The sequence below is a fragment of the Streptomyces sp. NBC_01525 genome, assembly GCF_045040405.1.
Taxonomy (GTDB): Bacteria; Actinomycetota; Actinomycetes; order Streptomycetales; family Streptomycetaceae; genus Streptomyces; species Streptomyces benahoarensis.
In genome coordinates this window covers 5689788-5706596 of sequence record NZ_CP109397.1, presented here as the reverse complement: position 1 = coordinate 5706596, position 16809 = coordinate 5689788, and the positions used below count along the sequence as shown (strand labels likewise).

The following is a 16809-nucleotide window of genomic DNA, read 5'->3' as shown; positions in this document are numbered from 1 at the left end:
GGTGTGTTCCTTTCCGGACCGCGGGCCGTGAGCCTGCCGACGGCTCACGCGCCCGGAGCGGCGCTGGGGTGCTGGTGTGGGGGAACGGCGCGGGCCTGGGGGAGGGCAGCGCGCCGGGTGGTGACTCCGCCCCCGCATGCGGGGGCGGAGTCGGGAAATGCTCCGGTGCCTACGGCGCGGCGGCCGCGCCCTTCCGAGGCCGGCCGCCGCGCCACAAGCACCGTGAAACACAGAGGAGTTGAGCGGAGGGCGGCTACTCCTTCTCCTGTTTCTTCGACTCTTCGACCATCTTGTCCCAGGTGGTGGCGAAGTGTTCGGCGTCCTCGTTCGCGGCGTCGAAGACCTTCATGGCGCTCTCGCCGCCGTCGCCGGTGGACGCGGTCATGTCCCGCAGCGTCTTCGCCACCTCGCTGAGCACCTGCGTGCCGAGCCCGGCGACCTTGTTGTAGTTCTCGGCGGTCTCGTCGTCCTTGCCGCCGGCGGTGAGGTTCAGGGTGTTGATGTGGTCGATCTCGCCGGACACCTTCTCGATGAGATCCGCGATGCCGTGGTACTTACCGAAGAGACGGCGCAGGTCATCGGCGGTCTTGATCTCCTCAGCCATCGGTCTCGTCCTCATCGTCGAGAGCGGAGCGTGAACCGCCCGGCCCGTTCTTCAGCCCCATCTTCTGCTGGACCTCGCGCATCATCCGCAGCTGGTCGGTGCCGCCGAGCATGGAGTCGCGTACCTCGTTGCCGAAGCCCATCATCGGCGTGACGGCCCGGGTCACCGTCTCGCGGACCTCCAGGCGGGCCTTCTCCAGCACCTCCACCAGGGCTCGGCCCAGTTCGGCGGGGGCCATGGAGCGGTAGCCCTGGCCCTGGAACTTGATCTCCCGTACGTCGGACTGCGTCCCCATGATCACGGTGATGGAGCGGTCCTTGGAGGTGACCTTCACCGTCTGCTGGGCCAGCCGTTCCTGCGTCGCCTGGAGCTGATTGCGTTGATCGGCGAGCCGTCCCATGATCTCGTTGAGCTGTTCCTGGTATCCGGCGCTCATCGTCCGACCTCGTTCCCGTACGTCGCTGCTGTTCCGTGCGTGCTGTGCTGCGGCACCGCGCTCACCGGCCGATCACGCCGGGCGTGGTGCCCCCGTCGGTGCCCCACACCTCCTCGTCCTCATCGATCCAGGTCTGCCGCTGGCGGCCCTGCTCCCCCTGACCGCCACCGCCCGCGCCGCCACCGCCGCCCATGGGCGGCACCATCGGGGAGCCGGAGGAGGTGTTCCGTCCGCCCGCGGTGGCCTCGGACAGGACCCGGCCGCCGCCCCGGCCGCCGCCCGGCGGAAGCTCCTCGGAGGGCGGGACGGACCCGCCGTTGCGCAGCGCCGTCGGGCTCATGCCCGTGTTGGTCCGCAGGAAGTCGTTGCCGCTGCGGGCCAGGTTCCGTGCGATCGGGCCCTCCCCGGCGCCACCGCCCGCGCCGCCGCCGAGACCGCCGCCCATGCCCCCGCCGCTGAAGGTCTTCAGGCTGTTCGGGATGGGGGGCGGGGGCGTCCCGCCGCCCGGCCCGTTGGAGCCCGGTGGCTTCTGGAGGTATTCGGCGAGCTTCTTGTTGGCGTTCAACTCCTGGTTGGCCAGGCTGTTTCCGGTGCCGTTGCCGGTGCCCACACCGGCAGGCGAGGTGATCTTGGCGCCCGGCGGCACGCCCGTGATCTTGTGACCGGCACTGTCGGTGGCGAGCTTCCCGTCGGGCCGGGTGACGGTGCCATCCCCGTTGATCTTGGAGCCGTACGGGACGCTGAGCGCCTTGCCGTTCTTGTCCTTGAGCGGCTTGCCGTTCGCGCCGACGAGCTGGGACTTGGTGGAGCCGGGGGCGAGCCCGCCCTGGCCGCCGTTCTTGTCCGCCACACCGGACGAGAACGAGCCGATCTTCGGCGGGGGCGGGGGGACGAAGCCCCCGGGCGGCTGCTGGCCGTGCTGGTCGCCGCCCTTGCCGTCCTGCCCGCCGTCGGCGCCACCGCCGTTCTGCTGGGCGAACTGCTGCTTGATGTCGTCGACCGACGGCGGCTTGACGTCGCCACCGGTACCGCCACCGGTACCGCCACCGGCGTCGCCCCCGGTACCACCACCGATGTCGCCGCCCCCGGCCCCGCCCCCGTTCTCGGCGTTGAACTGCTTGAGGTCCGGCGGCGAGCCGTCGCCCGTCTTGTTCTTGTTCAGCAGGGACGCCAGATTCTGATCGGCGCCCCCGCTCTTGTTCGGGCCGCCCAGGGGATTCGCGGTGTGCGGCAGCTTCAGCCGCAGCGGGCTGAGGGACTCAGGGATGGCCGCGGTGGTCGAGCCGTAACTCCTCTCCAGCGCCTGCATGTGCGTCTGCGCCGGCTCGTCGAGCTTGGTGCGGACGTTGGCCAGCCACATCTCCTTGGCGCGCGACTGGACCTGGTCCCAGAACTCCTGGGTCGCCGGATCGCCGTACTTCGAACCGGTGACCTTGGGCGTCTGGCCGTCGAAGGTGATGCTCACACCCTGCATCGCTTCCTGGAGCGCGTCGTGGGTGGCGTTGACCGGCGCGGCCAGCCGGTCGTTGTACCAGTTGCCGAACGCCTCCTGGAGCCCGGCCAGGGTCTGGTGGAGCTGGACCCGCGCCTGGTCGATGTCCCCGGTGAAGTCCCGGGGGTTGATCATCTCGGTACGCAGCCGTTCCAGCTCCTTGGCATGGCCTTCCAGCACCGCCCGGAAGACTCCGGCGGAACTGCCCTGCCAGTTGGAGTCATCGTTGTCGATGGTCCGCGCCCAGCTGTCGATCAGCTCCTTGGCAGCCTGGATACGGCCCTCCAGCCACCGGGCGGTGTTGGAGGCGGTGTCGAAGCTGCCGAGGCTGACGAACTCGTTCCCCTTGAGGGTCCCGGAGAGCGGCGACAGGATCTCCTCGGCCTGATGGAAGAAGCGGTACAGCGGGCCGCCGGAACTGTCCAGCGTGGCCCAGTCCATGTTGATACCGAGGACGTACGCCCGGTTGCTGCCGCCGTACTCCTCGCTCCGCACCTCCGGCAGGACGTAGTTGAACGACCACCAGACGTCATAGTGCGGATCGAAGCTCTGACTCGCGTCCGCCGATACCCCGCCGTCGCTCATACTGGCGACGAACCACGACGGCCCGCCGTTCGTACCGATCTCCGAACTGTCCGTCACCTTCTGCCCGGTGGCGGCGAAGGCTTTGAGGGCCTGCCCCCACGTCCAGTCCGTGCCCATGCCTCGGTGTCTCCTGTCAGCCCGTCGTACTCAGGACGCGTTCGGCGGCGGGGTGTAGCCGCCGCCACCACTGCCCAGACCGCCCAGGATGTCCTGGAGGTTCTCCATCATCTGGGCCGCCGTCAGCTCGGTGTTCTTCTCGCCGTCGTCGAGGATCTGACCCACGCTCACCAGGTCGTTCGACAGCTCCCCCATCGACTTGTTGAAGGAGTCGAGCTGCTGCTTGAGGCTCTTGCAGAACATCTCGTAGCGCAGCTGGAGCGCCTGTCCGGCGGGGAAATCCTTGCCGCCGGCGAGGAGTTTCGCGTACCCACCGGGGCCTTTCGGGCCGCCGGCGAATCCGTCCAGATTTCGGAAGTCGTCGTTGTCCCGGAAATCCCGGATGAATTCGTTGATCTTCTGCTTGGCGAACTCCTCCAGGTACCCCTCGGTAATCTTGACGTTACCGGTACCGGAACCGCCCTCGTGTTCACTCACGGGATGGACGCCTCTCTCTTGGCACGAGGCCGCTAGAAGATGCCGCTGCCCTTGTTGTCGGCGTCGATGATGGCCTGGATCATGTTCTCCAGCGCCACCGTGCCCTGCTGGTGGGCGTTGTGCATCTCCTTCGAGGCGTTGTCCACGGCCGTCTGGACCTCCTGCCACGCGGTGGAGGTGGCGCCCTCGAAGCTCTGCTTGATGGGGGCGAGCTGATGGATCATGTCGTCCAGCGCCGCCTTCATCTCGGTGTTGGCCTGGGTCAGGTCCATGGCGTCCTGGCGCGCCCGGTCGACCAGGAGATGAGTGTCAGCCATGTCGGCTCCTTGGGTGAGAAAGCGAAAAGGGGAATTCTGGCGCCCCGAGGAATACGGACGCTCCGGATGCGGGGGGTTTCCCGCAGATCAGCTCTTGCCGCCCATGATGCTCTGGATGCTGTCCAGGTCGCCGCCCCAGCCCGCCGCGTGCTGCTGCGCCTCGTCCGCGCCGGAATTCAGTACCTGGTTGGCCTGCTGAAGGTTGGCGTGGAGGTTGTTCACCTTCGTCGAGACCTGGTTGTACGCCTCGATCCATTCCTGCATCTTCTGCTGGAACTGCGTGCTGGCCTGCGACTGGAAGTTGCTCGCCACGCCCGTGGTGACGATGTCGCTCACCTGCTGTCCGGAGCGCCGCATCTTCTCCATCTGGCCCTCCAGAATCACCATCGCGTTCTGGAGATCCTGATCCTTCTTTGAAATGGCACCGGACATGGTGTGACGTCCTTTCGGGAGGGATGTTTCAGGGGCTGGTCACGCGCGGCAGCGGCCGGGGCCGCCCCTGTCGCGCGCGTACGGGAATGAGGTGGACGAGCGTCACGCGCACCACGAAGCCACAAAGCTGCGTTGTCCCGACGCAGGGCCGGGGCGCCTGGACCGGCGTCCATCGCCCCGCGTACCCCCTCGGGGGAACCGCGTGGCGGCGGGGCGGAGGCCCGGCGCGGTGCGTGCGGTGCCTGATACGGCACCTCCCCCCGTCATGGGTGACGACGCCGAAGGCTCGACCGCGATCAGGGTAGACACGGACACCAGGCATGTAGTCATACCAATGGTTGATGTTCCGCGCTTTTCCGGCGAACAGGCCGGGGCCTGCCGCCAGGAGCACTCCGCACTTCGGGCACCACGCCTCAACCTCCCTGATGACAGGGCGCGTTGATGCCTCCGCGAACCGACGGGACGCCCGGACGAGGAGACCGGCAGCTTGCCGCTCCCGGGGCGTCGGCCCGCGCGACGGCACCGGACGGCGCGCCGACGGCCCCACCGGGGTGCCGGGCGACGGGTCGGCGGGGGCCGACAGGGTGTCGTTCACTGCGGTTCGCTCTCCTTGGCCGGGAAATGCCTCCGGGTCGACGCGGATTGCGGGGAACACTATCGTGACCGCCCATCAGCAATTCGACAGCAGAGCGTACTCCTGACAGTTGAGGATGTAAGCGCAGCAGCTCTCACCCCGGCTTCTCGCAGCACCGTTCACATTCGCCTTTGCTCCACCGCTAGTGCAAATAATCCAGCCCCTCCCCCTGGTCTCTCCCCGGTGCGTCCGCGCATCAGGGGCCGGCGCAGCCGGGTCCGGCCGCCCGAAGGAAGGTCCGTCTTGAGCACCGTCACATTCCGCCGACCACCACGCCGCCCGGGGCCACAGCTACCCAGCGGGGAGCTGAGTCTTCAGGAACCGCCCACGCTGCCGGAGGCACAGGGCGGACTGTCGGGTGTGATCACGTACCTGCCCATGGCGCTCAGCTCGATGGGCATGATGCTGATCTTCATGCGGCCGGGTTCCGGCGGCGCGCTCAGCTATGTCGCGATCGGCATGATGGCGCTCTCCGCGGTCGGCATGCTGGCCACCCAGTTCCTGCGCAGCTCCCAGGACCGCAAGCGCAAGCTGCGCGGGGAGCGCCGCGACTACCTGCGGTATCTGTCCACCAGCCGGCGCCGGGTGCGGAAGGTCATCACCCAGCAGCGGCAGGCGCTCTCCTGGCAGCACCCCGAGCCGCCCGCGCTGTGGTCGCTGGCCCGCACCAGCCGCCTGTGGGAGCGCAGGCTGACCCACGAGGACTTCGCGGAGGTGCGGATCGCCCGCGGCTCCCAGCAGCTCGCGCTGAAGCTGTCGCCGCTGTCCACCAAGCCGGTCGAGGACCTGGAGCCGCTGTGCGCCCATGCGCTGCGGCGGTTCATCCGCGCGTACGGCACCGTGCCCGACCAGCCGGTGGCCGTCCGGCTGCGTACCTACTCCCGGATCGTGTTCGACGGTGACGAGGAGGTCGCGCGGGCGACGGTGCGGGGGGTGCTCGCCCAGTTGGCGGTGTTGCACGCCCCGCGCGACCTGGACATCGTCGTCGTCGCGGACGGGGAGGCGCGGACCACGTGGGAGTGGGTGAAGTGGCTGCCGCACGCGCAGCACTCGGCGGAGACCGACGGCGCGGGCGCGGCCCGGCTGGTGACCGACACCATCTCCGAGCTGGAGGCGCTGCTGGGTGAGGAGTTCGCGCAGCGGCCGAAGTTCGGCCCGGACAACGAGCCCAGCCGGGACGAGCCGTACACCGTGATCGTGCTGGACACCTCGAACGTGCCGCAGGGCGCGCGGGTGGCGGGCCCCGGCTACAGCAACGCCGTGATCATGGACGTCCGCGGAGCGCTCGGGCAGAAGCCGTCCCGGCACGCGCTGCGGCTGCGGATCGCCGACGGCGAGCTGCGGATGCTGGGCACCGACCGCAACGGCAAGGAGACCGAGTCGGCGATCGGGCGCCCGGAGGTGATGGGCATCGCCGCGGCCCGGGCGCTGGCCGCCACCGTGGCGTCGTACCGGCCGGGCGTCACCGCGCAGTCGGAGGCGCCGCTGGAGCAGGACATGGACCTGGCCGGGCTGCTGGGCATCACGGATCTGCGCGCGGCGCCGCTGGACCGGTTGATGACGCGGTCGCGGTCCGAGCGGCTGCGGGTGCCGATCGGGCTGTCGGCGGACGGTTCGCCCGTGGAGCTGGACATCAAGGAGTCCGCGCAGGGCGGTATGGGTCCGCACGGCATGCTGATCGGGGCGACCGGTTCCGGTAAGTCCGAGCTGCTGCGCACCCTGGTGCTGTCGCTGGCGCTGACCCACTCGTCCGAGACGCTGAACTTCGTCCTGGTGGACTTCAAGGGCGGCGCCACCTTCCTCGGCCTGGACGAGCTGCCGCACACCTCCGCCGTGATCACCAACCTGGCGGACGAGACGGCGCTGGTCGAGCGGATGAAGGACGCCCTGCACGGCGAGATGATCCGCCGCCAGGAGCTGCTGCGGAAGGCCGGTAACTACTCCTCCGCGCTGGAGTACGAGCGGGCCCGGGAGGGCGGCGCGGCGCTCGAACCGCTGCCGACGCTGTTCGTGGTGGTCGACGAGTTCAGCGAACTGCTCGCCGCGCACCGCGACTTCATGGAGCTGTTCGTGATGATCGGCCGTCTCGGCCGCAGCCTCGGCGTGCACCTGCTGCTCGCCTCGCAGCGCCTCGACGAGGGCCGCATGCACCAGCTGGAGTCGCACCTGTCCTACCGGGTCGGTCTGCGGACGTTCTCCGCGATGGAGAGCCGGGGCGTACTGGGCGTGCCGGACGCTTACAACCTGCCGTCGCAGCCGGGCAGCGGTCTGCTCAAGAACGACGTGGGCACGCTGACCCGTTTCAAGGCCGCGTACGTCTCGGGTCCCTACCGTGCGGCGAGGCGCGCCGCCCGGCAGGCCGTGATCGCAGGGCAGGTCGTTCCGTTCGGCACCACGTGGGTGGCGCAGCGGCAGATGTCGCAGGCGTCGCCCGAGCCGCTGTCCGAGGAGGCGGACGAGAACGCGCCGAGCCTGCTGAGCATCGCCGCCGACCGACTGCGGGCCTACCCCTCGCGCCCGGCCCACCAGGTGTGGCTGCCGCCGCTGGAGGCGCCGCCCACGCTGGACCTGCTGCTGCCGCCGCTGGCGCCGGTGCCGGGCCGCGGTCTGTCGCCCGCCGAGGAGCCGGGCGCCCGGCTGACGGTGCCCGTCGGCATCGTGGACCGGCCGTTCGACCAGCGGCGCGATCCGCTGATGGCGGACCTGTCCGGCTCCGGCGGCCACGTCGGCATCGCCGGTGGTCCGCAGAGCGGCAAGAGCAACCTGGTCCGTACGCTGATCACCGCGCTGGCGCTCACCCACACCCCGCGCGAGGTGCAGTTCTACTGCCTGGACTTCGGCGGCGGTTCGCTGTCCGGCCTCTCCCGGCTGCCGCACGTCGGCGGGGTGACCGGGCGGCTCGACCCGGAGCGAGTGGTGCGCACGATGGCCGAGGTCACCGGGGTGATCGCGCGCCGGGAGCGGCAGTTCGCGGAGCTGGGCATCGAGTCGATGGACGACTTCCGGCGGCGCCGCGCGGCCGGTGAGCTGCCCGACGAGCGGTTCGGGGACGTGTTCCTGGTCGTGGACGGCTGGAGCACGGTCCGGCAGGACTTCATGGACCTGGTGCCGACCTTCAACCTCATCTCCTCGCGCGGGCTGAGCTTCGGTGTGCACCTGATCATCGCGTCGACCCGCTGGGGCGAGATCAGCAGCGGACTGCGCGACCAGCTCGGCACCCGTTTCGAGCTGCGGCTGGGTGACCCGGTCGACTCGGTGATCAACATGCGGGCGGCGGACACCGTGCCGAAGATCCCCGGCCGCGGTATGACGCAGGAGCGGCTGCACTTCCTGACCGCGCTGCCCCGGCTGGACGGCGAGCCGCAGTCCGGGACCGTCAGCGAGGGTGTGACGGCCATGGTGAACAGCGTCCGCGACGCGTGGGACGGTCCGCCGGCGCCGCCGGTGCGGATGCTGCCGCTGGAGCTGGACGCGGCGACGCTCCCGGCCGCCGAGGGCGATCTGCGGGTCCCGCTGGGTCTGGAGGACCAGCGGCTGGAGCCGCTGTGGCACGACTTCGAGGCGAACCCGCACCTCATCGTCATCGGCGACGCGGAGACCGGCAAGACCAACCTGCTCAAGCTGATCTGCCAGGCCGTGACCGACCGCTACACGCCCGACCAGGGCCGGATGATGCTGGTGGACTTCCGCCGCACGCTGGCCTCAGGGGTGCCGGAGTCGCACCGGCTGGGCTACGCGGTGGCCACCGACAAGCTGCGGCAGATGATCGAGGGCGTGGCCCGCGCGATGCGCGAGCGGGTGCCCGGACCGGACATCGCCCCGGAGCGGCTGAGCAAGCGGGACTGGTGGACGGGTCCGCAGCTCTTCGTCGTCGTCGACGACTTCGAGATGGTCGGCGGCGGAGGCATGGGGCCGAGCCCGTTCGCGCCGCTGCTGGAGTTCCTGCCGCAGGGCAATGAGCTGGGCCTGCACCTGGTCGTCGCGCGCAGCGCCAACGGCGCCTCCCGGGGCATCAGCGACCAGCTGCTGCGGCAGCTGCTGGAGTGCAACACCCCGGCTCTGATGCTGTCCTGCCCGCCGTCGGAGGGCATGTTCCTGCCGGGCGTCAAGCCTCGGCAGATGACCACCGGCCGCGGCCTGTACGTCACCCGCCGGGGCACCACCCAGGTCCAGACGGCCATGTTGGGGGCGGCGTCGCAGGCGTAGCCCTACCCCTGTGCCGTCCTGTTCCGGGTACCGTGATCACCCGGAGCAGGACGGCACAGATCATTTGCTACTGCACATTTAACGGCCGCCCCACAAAAACCCCTACCCCTTTCCCCAACCCTTCGAGTGGGAAATTACTCAAGAACACCACCCCCACTTGGAGGGTTTTCCTGAGGAAAAATAAAAGCCTTCGGGAGACACCGTCCGAGACACGGGGAATAGTTTCCGACAAGGCCCGCGCCAAAGAGACTGGAAACGAGCGGTCACCGCTCTCCACGCCGGTGCGTACGGAGCGAACCCGTTGAGAGCGCCGACGAGATGCCGTTCGGCGAGACGCCCGTCGGACGCACGTGCCGCGCTCACCGGCGGCCCCACGCGTCGCAGATCCCCCAAGTCGGCCACACTGAGCCCTCCTTACCGAATCACCGCTTCGCGGGAAAGTGGAGGCAGTGGCGATGCCGCAGCAGCAGATGGACGTGGTGCTGACCAAGGCCGGGCGGGTCAAGATCCGGTATGCGGCCGGGGTGCTGACCGACGACGGTTCCCGGATCTCCGTTCTGGCCGCGTGGGCGGCGCCCGGGGCCCGTGACTTCGGGTTCGTGCGGTTCGAGCCGGGCGATGAGTTCACCGAGCACTACTGGCGTGACCGTTGGTACGCCGTCACGGAGGTACGCGACAGCCGGGGGACGCTCAAGGGCTGGTACTGCGACATCACCCGCCCCGCGGTGGTCCGCGACGGGGACTCGGGTCCGGCGGAGCTCGTGGTGGAGGACCTGGACCTCGACCTGTGGGTGTCGGCGGACGGCTCCCAGGTGCTGCGCCTGGACGAGGACGAGTTCGCGGCGAGCGGCCTCACCGCACGCGACCCGGACGCCGCCCGGCAGGCGATGTCCGCCCTCGATGCGTGGGAACGGGTCGCGAAGGAGGGCGGTCTGCCCGGCCTGCTGACGGCTTGATCACCGTTCGTCTGACGAGGGAGCCGGCGGGAACCCGATCCGGACAACGCCGTGCCGGGCCGGGCTCCCGCTCAGGCACGGCACGGCACGGCTCAGCGACCGTCCCGCCCCCTCAGCCCCCCGCGACTCCCTCACCGTTCGCGGCTCCCGTACGAACAGCCCTTCCTCAGTACTCGTAGAACTCCAATGCGCTCTCAGGAACCGGATCTCCCGAGGCGGCTTCCGCAAGCCGGGCCAGCAAGGCGGAGGCGCGCTTGGCGACGGTGTCGCGGTCGCCGTCCGAGAGGGCGGAGCCGAGGCCGACGGCGACCGCGCCCGCGGCGATCCACTCGGGGGCGCTCTCGACGCTCACCCCGCCCGCCGGGAGCAGCGGCGCCTGCGGCAGGGCGGCGCGGATCTCGCCCAGCCAGGACGGGCGGCGGTCCGCCGCGGGGAATACCTTGAGCGCATCGGCGCCCAGCTCCAGGGCGCGCACCATCTCGGTCGGGGTGGCGACACCGGGGAAGACGGGGACGCCGTAGCGGTGGCCTGTACGGATCACCTCGGCGTCCAGGCTCGGCGAGGACAGGAAGCGGGCCCCGGCGTCGACCGCCATCCTGGCCGACACCGCGTCAAGCACCGTACCGGCGCCGATGACCGCGTCCTCCCCCAGCTCACGGGTGAGCGTGGTGACGGCCTCCAGCGCGAACGGCGTGGTCAAGGATATCTCCAGGGTGGTGACGCCCGCCGACAACAGGGTGTCCGCGGTGGCGCTCGCCTCGTCGTACGTCGTGCTGCGCACGATGGCGAAGACCCGCTGCGCCAGCGCGGCCCGGGTGATCTCCCAGCGATACACGGCAGTTCGCCGCCCTTCCTCGTCTGTGAACGACCGTGCCCGCCCGGCCGCGGCCGGTACGGCGAACTCCGCGCGGGCAGGCCGCGGCAGGTCGGAGCATTACCGTCGATGCCCGGCCATGTCTCGATTCGACCGGAACGCTACCGGCAGCCACTGACAATTCTCGCGCGGGGGGCCACCGTATGTCCCCGAAGCGGCGACATCCCAGGGATCTTTCAGGGTTACCCGTGCGGCAACTCACCGCGACCGTTCTGACCTCCGGCGTCAGCCCGCCGCCCGCGAAAGCCGTCCGGCCCGGCCCACGGCCCCCGCACCACGCGACGGCGGCCGGGATGCCCGCAGCATCCCGGCCGCCGTCTGTGCCCGGTGGGACCGGGCGTCGGCTCAGCAGCCGAAGTCGACGAGGTCGAAGGTCGCGTAGTGGTCGGAGGTGTAGTAGTCCTCCTGCTTCTTCTCACCGGTCACGATGCGGCGCGCACCGCGGTCCGGGGAGCCGGGGGTGACGACGGTGAACTCGTGGTAGTAGCTGGAGCTCTGCTGCGGCAGGATCCCCTCGCGGTTCGAGAAGACCGTGCCGTCCTTCGGGTAGGGGTAGGGGCCGCCCTTGGCAATCAGGTCAAGGGTGTCGTGGGCCTCGGCGGGCAACTTGGACTGGCAGATCGAGCCGACGCTCGCCACCCGCACCTGCTGCGCGGACACGGCCGCGTGCGCCGTGGCGGTACTCGGGGTGGCCGCCACGGCGGTGCCGCCGAGGAGGAGGGCCGACGCGAGGGCGCCCGCGGCGCCGATCCGGGTGATCCGTGGGGGGATTCTCATGCCCTCAAGCATGACGCGCGTAGACATGGCCCTGTCAATGCCAAGGAGCGGAAGTTTCCCGGTCGTTCACAACGATCCCCCCGAACGGCGCAACGCGGCCACGCCCGCGCCCCCTTGCGGCTCCCCACGCCCCCGACACACCGCCACAGTTCCCCAACCGCCCTGCGCCGACCGCCCGTTCCGACTCCCCGCATCGACTCCCCGTACGTCTCGCCGATCCCCCCGCCACGCGCCCCTCCCCACCCCGCATCACCCCGTCACCTCGTACGGGACGGACCCGTACGGGATTGCCCCGGAGGAGAGCGCGGAACCCCGTGCGGGATCACCCCGGAGGGGAGCGGAGAACAGGTCGAGCACCTTTGCCTCTCAGGCAAAACTTTTGCCCCAGAGGTCAAGGCTGGCTATACCGGGTACATGACCGAGACCCCGCAGGACTCCCCCGCCGAAGCGGCGGCGGATCTGCCCACCGTCGCGCCCCGGCTGCGCGATCTGCGGCGCCACAGCGGGCTGACGCTGGAGACGGCCGCCCGGCGGGTCGGGCTGTCGCCCGCACATCTGTCCCGGCTGGAGACCAATCGCCGCCAGCCGTCGCTGCCGATGCTGCTCGCGCTGGCCCGCACGTACGGAACCACGGTATCGGACCTGCTGGGCGAGACCGCGCCGGAGCGGGATCCGATCATGCGGGCCGGGCGGACCGAGCCGTCGGAGGCCGGTGGCTGGACGTACTGGACGGTCGGCGGCGCCGGGCGGGCCATGCAGGCGCTGCGGGTGCACGTACCGCAGCAGGCGCAAGGCGATCTGGTGCGGGTGCATCCGGGCGAGGAGTGGCTGTACGTCCTCACCGGGCAGCTGCGGCTGACGCTCGGCGAGGCCGTGCATCTGCTCGGCCCGGGTGACGCGGCCCACTTCGACTCGCTGACCCCGCACCGCATCGCCGCGACCACCCGGGCCGGTGCGGAGCTGCTGTTCGTCCACACCTTGTTGCAGAGCGGCGCCGCCGAACTGTGCCTGGGGGACGACATCCCGCGGCGCGGCCTGTGAGACCGCCCACCGCCTTCGGTGCCGCGGAGCCGCCGCGCACCGCACCGCTTCATGAGGGAAGGACGAACGCCGTGCCCGACCACTCCACCCCCGCCACCCCCGCCACCCCCGCCGCCCCCGGGACGCCCGGCGGCCCCGACGCCGTAGCTCCGCAGGAGGCGACCGAGCGGAAGTACGTCGAGAACAAGCCGCCGCGCGGGCTGTACGTGCGGGTGTTCATCTACGTCGTGGCGACGCATGTGCTGCTGGCGTTCATGAGCTTCTTGGTGTACATCGCCAAGACGCGCTGAGGCCACCGGGGGCCCATCGCCGTACCGGAGCCGCCGGGCGGGCGGTGCTCCCCCGGTCTCTCCGGCGCGTCGGCGCACCGCCCGGTGCCGGGCCCGCACGCTGAGGGCACACCCCACGGCCGCCGGGCCGCGTGCCCCGCACGGTGCGGCGCCGTGGGCGGCCGCCCCGTACCGGAGGAGATCCCGCCATGGTCCGACCCGCCGACGCCGCGCCCCGGCCGACCGCGGACGCCGTTCTCGACGCCGCCGTACGCGCCCTCGCCCCGGACTCCGGCGCGAACCGGACGGTCGCACGGATCGCCGCCGGGCAGGCGCCGCTCGCGCTCTTCACGACGTTCGCGCTGGAGCAGCACCGGGTGATCGCCTCGGACCGGCTCAGCTTCCGCCATCTGACGCACCGGGCGGACGCCGATCCGCCGGTCGCCGCTTTCTTCGAGCTCCTCGCGGACGGCGAGGCGACCGCCCTGGAGCGGCTGGACGCGCTGAACAAGGCGCTGAGCATCGCCCCGTCCACCCTCGACGGGTACGAGCCGCGGCCCGGCTGCCAGGCGTACCCCTCGTACGCGGCACGGCTGGCGCTCGGCGTGGAGCCGGTCGATGTGGTGATCGCGCTGACCGCGAACTTCGCCGCCTGGGGCGCGTACTGCGCCACGGTGGGCCGGGCGATGCGGGAGCACTACGGCCTGCCGGACGCGGCGTGCGGGTTCTTCGACCTCTTCGCCGAACCGTCGCCCGAACTGGACCGGCGGGCCCTGGCGGCCGTCGCGCACGGGCTGGAGACCGGCCAGGCCCGGCCGCTGGAGGCGCACCGGCACGGGCGGCTCCTCCAGGCGTACGAGCTGATGTTCTGGGACGCTCTGGACGACTGAGCGGCGCCCGGCCGCCGGTACGGACGGCCGGGCGGCGGTGCGTCAGCCGCGCTCGGGGCGGGTGAGGAGTTCGCCCGTGGGGGCGGCGAGGGTGGCGCCGTCGTTGATCTTGCGGCCGCGCAGCCAGGTGGAGCGCACCACGCCGTGCAGGGTCTTCCCGGCGTACGCGGTGATCTTGTTGCGGTGCTGGAGGGCGGCCGGGTCGACGGTGAAGGTCTCGTCGGGCGCGAGGACCGCGAAGTCGGCGTCCCGGCCCGCCTCGATGGCGCCCTTCCGCCCGAGGCCGACCAGCGCCGCGGGGGCGGTGGCCATCCAGCGGACCACGTCCTCCAGGGAGTGGCCGCGGGCGCGGGCCGCCGTCCAGATGGCGGGCAGGCCCAGCTGGAGGGAGGAGATGCCGCCCCAGGCGGCGCCGAAGTCGGCGGTCTTGAGGTCGGCGGTGGACGGCGAGTGGTCGGAGACAATGCAGTCGATGGTGCCGTCCGCCAGGCCCTGCCACAGCGCGTCCTGGTTGGCGCCCTCGCGGATCGGCGGGCAGCACTTGAACTCCGTGGCGCCGTCGGGGATCTCCTCGGCGGCCAGGGTCAGGAAGTGCGGGCAGGACTCGACGGTGATCCGGACGCCCTCGGCCTTGGCGGCGGCGATCAGCGGCAGCGCGTCGGCGGAGGACAGATGCAGGACGTGCACCCGCGCGTCCAGCCGCCGGGCGAGCGCGATCAGGGCGGCGACGGCGTCGTCCTCGCAGACACGGGGGCGCGACGCGAGGAAGTCGGCGTACCTGGGCCCGCGGGGCACGGGCGCCGCGTCCAGGTGGTGCGGGTCCTCCGCGTGCACGATGAGCAGGCCGCCGAAGCCGGCGATCTCCCCGAGGGCGAGGGCCAGTTGTTCCTGGTCCAGCTCGGGGAACTCATCCACGCCGGAGGGCGACAGGAAGCATTTGAAGCCGAGGACCCCGGCGTCGTGGAGCGGTCGCAGGTCCTTGACGTTGCCGGGGATCGCGCCGCCCCAGAAGCCGACGTCGATATGGGCCTTGGCCGCGGCGACCTCGCGCTTGGTATCGAGGTGGGCGACGGTGGTGGTCGGCGGGAAGCTGTTGAGCGGCATGTCCACGAGCGTGGTGATGCCGCCCGCGGCGGCCGCACGGGTGGCCGTCCAGAAGCCCTCCCACTCGGTGCGCCCGGGGTCGTTGACGTGTACGTGGGTGTCCACCAGGCCGGGCAGCAGGACGTCGTCGCCGAAGTCCTCGACCCGCGCGCCGTCCGGCACCGCGGCGTCGTGCGGCAGGACCGCCGCGATCGTCCCGCCGCCGACGGTGACGGACGCGGCGCGCGTCCCGTCCGGGGTGATGACGCGCGTGGAGCGCAGCACCAGCTCTACGTTGGACACCCGGTCCCCTCCTCGTCTCTCGTGCTCCGTGTCCTTGACGGTCGTCAGTGGCGCCGGGTGGAGCGGCCCCGCTGACGTTCTCCAAGCCTTCAACAGACTGTTGAACGAGTTTTGTCGCCGGGCCGGGCCCCGTCAAGACCCCTCCGGGCCCCGCGGGCAGCACCTCGGGAACCGCACGGCCGACACTTGCGACGGGAGGACGGAAACCCTCTCCCGCGCGACTGGATGATTCCACGAAATGGATAATAAATTTCGCGGAGCAGAACGTAGCTACGGCCACCGGCCGGGTCGAGGGATCGCGGATATCGAGGTCACCGGCCCGGCCGGAGTCCCGCGGCCGAGGCGCTGACCGGCGCGAACGACTGCGCAGTACACCGTGTGCCCGGGAAACGGGCCCGGTAGGCTGCACCGGTCGGGCCCGGCGCCCGCACCAGCCGAGACCGACCCCTCCGCCCCGAAAGGAAAGCGACGTGCCGCCGTCCAGCGCCAGCACCTCCGCCGCCGATACCAAGCCCGCGGGCGCGAGCGGCGGCGTCCAGTCCCTTGAGCGCGCCTTCGACCTGCTGGAGCGGATGGCCGACGCCGGGGGCGAGGTCGGCCTCAGCGAGCTGTCCGCCAGCAGCGGCCTCCCCCTGCCCACCATCCACCGCCTGATGCGCACCCTCGTGGCCTGCGGTTACGTCCGCCAGCAGCCCAACCGCCGGTATGCGCTGGGACCCCGCCTGATCCGGCTGGGCGAGAGCGCCTCGCGGCTGCTCGGCACCTGGGCGCGGCCGTTCCTGGCCCGGCTGGTCGAGGAGACCGGCGAGACCGCCAACATGGCACTGCTCGACGGCGACGAGATCGTCTACGTCGCCCAGGCCCCCTCCCGGCACGCCGTGCGGATGTTCACCGAGGTCGGCCGGCGGGTCCTGCCGCACTCCACCGGCGTCGGCAAGGCACTGCTCGCCGGGCACCCGCCGGAGGAGGTCCGCGCGCTGCTCGGACGGACGGGCATGCCCGCGGCGACCGAGAAGACGATCACCGACCCGGACACCTTCCTCGACGCGCTCGCCGAGGTCCGGCGCCTGGGCTATGCGGTCGACGACAACGAGCAGGAGATCGGCGTCCGCTGCTTCGCCGTACCGGTACCCGACTCCCCCACCCCGGCGGCGATCTCCATCTCCGGCCCGACCGGCCGGGTCACCGAGGAATCGACGGAGAAGATCGTCCCGGTCCTCCAGGACGTCGCCGCCCAGCTGTCGGTGGCGCTGGCCAACCAGACGCCGGCCTGAGCATTCCCGCGTCCGCCACGGGCCCCGGTTCGCCGGTTGCCG

General features: G+C 71.1%; 15 protein-coding genes. 6 read left to right on the top strand and 9 right to left on the bottom strand.

Going from position 1 to position 16809, the window contains the following annotated elements; translation table 11 throughout:
- Positions 1–253 precede the first annotated feature (253 nt).
- The 6 genes from OG422_RS25390 to OG422_RS25365 all read right to left on the bottom strand — a co-directional run bounded on the left by OG422_RS25390 (position 254) and on the right by OG422_RS25365 (position 4460).
- Positions 254–604 carry a hypothetical protein gene (locus OG422_RS25390; protein ID WP_405745950.1) on the bottom strand — a complete coding sequence of 117 codons (351 nt, stop codon included), beginning with the start codon at positions 602–604 and terminating at the stop codon, positions 254–256.
- Positions 597–1040, bottom strand: a complete 444-nt coding sequence (locus OG422_RS25385; protein WP_143940497.1) for a YbaB/EbfC family nucleoid-associated protein — start codon at positions 1038–1040, stop codon at positions 597–599. Before OG422_RS25385 ends, OG422_RS25390 begins: the two co-directional genes overlap by 8 nt.
- Positions 1041–1101: 61 nt before the next feature.
- Positions 1102–3234 carry a hypothetical protein gene (locus OG422_RS25380; RefSeq protein ID WP_405745947.1) on the bottom strand — a complete coding sequence of 711 codons (2133 nt, stop codon included), beginning with the start codon at positions 3232–3234 and terminating at the stop codon, positions 1102–1104.
- Positions 3235–3264: 30 nt separating this feature from the next.
- Positions 3265–3711, bottom strand: a complete 447-nt coding sequence (locus OG422_RS25375) for a hypothetical protein (protein WP_143943210.1) — start codon at positions 3709–3711, stop codon at positions 3265–3267.
- 32 nt (positions 3712–3743) lie between these two features.
- Entirely contained in the window at positions 3744–4028 is a 285-nt protein-coding gene (locus OG422_RS25370) for a WXG100 family type VII secretion target (protein WP_405745944.1), read from the bottom strand.
- An 87-nt stretch (positions 4029–4115) separates the two neighbouring features.
- On the bottom strand, positions 4116–4460 hold the full coding sequence (locus OG422_RS25365; protein ID WP_143943208.1) for a hypothetical protein: 345 nt from the start codon (positions 4458–4460) through the stop codon (positions 4116–4118).
- Between the two features lie 877 nt (positions 4461–5337).
- On the opposite strand from OG422_RS25365, the gene eccCa reads away from it, so the two are divergent.
- A complete protein-coding gene (gene eccCa / locus OG422_RS25360; RefSeq protein ID WP_405745941.1) occupies positions 5338–9300 on the top strand; it encodes a type VII secretion protein EccCa in 3963 nt (1320 codons plus the stop codon).
- Between the two features lie 455 nt (positions 9301–9755).
- Positions 9756–10256: a DUF402 domain-containing protein gene (locus OG422_RS25355; protein ID WP_405745938.1), complete on the top strand. Its 501-nt coding sequence runs from the start codon at positions 9756–9758 to the stop codon at positions 10254–10256.
- A 166-nt stretch (positions 10257–10422) separates the two neighbouring features.
- Here the strand turns inward: OG422_RS25355 and OG422_RS25350 are convergent, their stop codons facing one another.
- Entirely contained in the window at positions 10423–11091 is a 669-nt protein-coding gene (locus tag OG422_RS25350) for a bifunctional 4-hydroxy-2-oxoglutarate aldolase/2-dehydro-3-deoxy-phosphogluconate aldolase (protein ID WP_143944008.1), read from the bottom strand.
- 384 nt (positions 11092–11475) lie between these two features.
- Positions 11476–11907, bottom strand: a complete 432-nt coding sequence (locus tag OG422_RS25345; protein ID WP_405745935.1) for a ribonuclease — start codon at positions 11905–11907, stop codon at positions 11476–11478.
- 414 nt (positions 11908–12321) lie between these two features.
- On the opposite strand from OG422_RS25345, the gene OG422_RS25340 reads away from it, so the two are divergent.
- The 3 genes from OG422_RS25340 to OG422_RS25330 all read left to right on the top strand — a co-directional run bounded on the left by OG422_RS25340 (position 12322) and on the right by OG422_RS25330 (position 14107).
- Positions 12322–12948 carry a helix-turn-helix domain-containing protein gene (locus OG422_RS25340; RefSeq protein ID WP_143942730.1) on the top strand — a complete coding sequence of 209 codons (627 nt, stop codon included), beginning with the start codon at positions 12322–12324 and terminating at the stop codon, positions 12946–12948.
- A gap of 71 nt (positions 12949–13019) precedes the next feature.
- Positions 13020–13238, top strand: coding sequence for a DUF6126 family protein (locus OG422_RS25335; protein WP_405745932.1), 219 nt, complete (start codon positions 13020–13022; stop codon positions 13236–13238).
- A gap of 188 nt (positions 13239–13426) precedes the next feature.
- On the top strand, positions 13427–14107 hold the full coding sequence (locus tag OG422_RS25330; RefSeq protein ID WP_405745930.1) for a transcriptional regulator: 681 nt from the start codon (positions 13427–13429) through the stop codon (positions 14105–14107).
- Between the two features lie 42 nt (positions 14108–14149).
- Here the strand turns inward: OG422_RS25330 and allB are convergent, their stop codons facing one another.
- The gene (gene allB, locus OG422_RS25325) at positions 14150–15493 is read right to left on the bottom strand and encodes an allantoinase AllB (RefSeq protein WP_405745927.1); all 1344 of its coding nucleotides are present in this window, start codon (positions 15491–15493) and stop codon (positions 14150–14152) included.
- Between the two features lie 470 nt (positions 15494–15963).
- Between allB and OG422_RS25320 the strand changes: the two genes are divergently transcribed.
- A complete protein-coding gene (locus tag OG422_RS25320) occupies positions 15964–16767 on the top strand; it encodes an IclR family transcriptional regulator (RefSeq protein WP_405745924.1) in 804 nt (267 codons plus the stop codon).
- Positions 16768–16809: the final 42 nt, after the last annotated feature.

Bases quoted from the DNA above. Each gene is read 5' to 3' on its own strand.
- OG422_RS25385 (WP_143940497.1), bottom strand. From the start codon at position 1,040: ATGAGCGCCGGATACCAGGAACAGCTCAACGAGATCATGGGACGGCTC.
- OG422_RS25380 (WP_405745947.1), bottom strand. From the start codon at position 3,234: ATGGGCACGGACTGGACGTGGGGGCAGGCCCTCAAAGCCTTCGCCGCC.
- OG422_RS25340 (WP_143942730.1), top strand. From the start codon at position 12,322: ATGACCGAGACCCCGCAGGACTCCCCCGCCGAAGCGGCGGCGGATCTG.
- OG422_RS25330 (WP_405745930.1), top strand. From the start codon at position 13,427: ATGGTCCGACCCGCCGACGCCGCGCCCCGGCCGACCGCGGACGCCGTT.
- OG422_RS25365 (WP_143943208.1), bottom strand. From the start codon at position 4,460: ATGTCCGGTGCCATTTCAAAGAAGGATCAGGATCTCCAGAACGCGATG.
- OG422_RS25390 (WP_405745950.1), bottom strand. From the start codon at position 604: ATGGCTGAGGAGATCAAGACCGCCGATGACCTGCGCCGTCTCTTCGGT.
- OG422_RS25355 (WP_405745938.1), top strand. From the start codon at position 9,756: ATGCCGCAGCAGCAGATGGACGTGGTGCTGACCAAGGCCGGGCGGGTC.
- OG422_RS25345 (WP_405745935.1), bottom strand. From the start codon at position 11,907: ATGAGAATCCCCCCACGGATCACCCGGATCGGCGCCGCGGGCGCCCTC.
- OG422_RS25370 (WP_405745944.1), bottom strand. From the start codon at position 4,028: ATGGCTGACACTCATCTCCTGGTCGACCGGGCGCGCCAGGACGCCATG.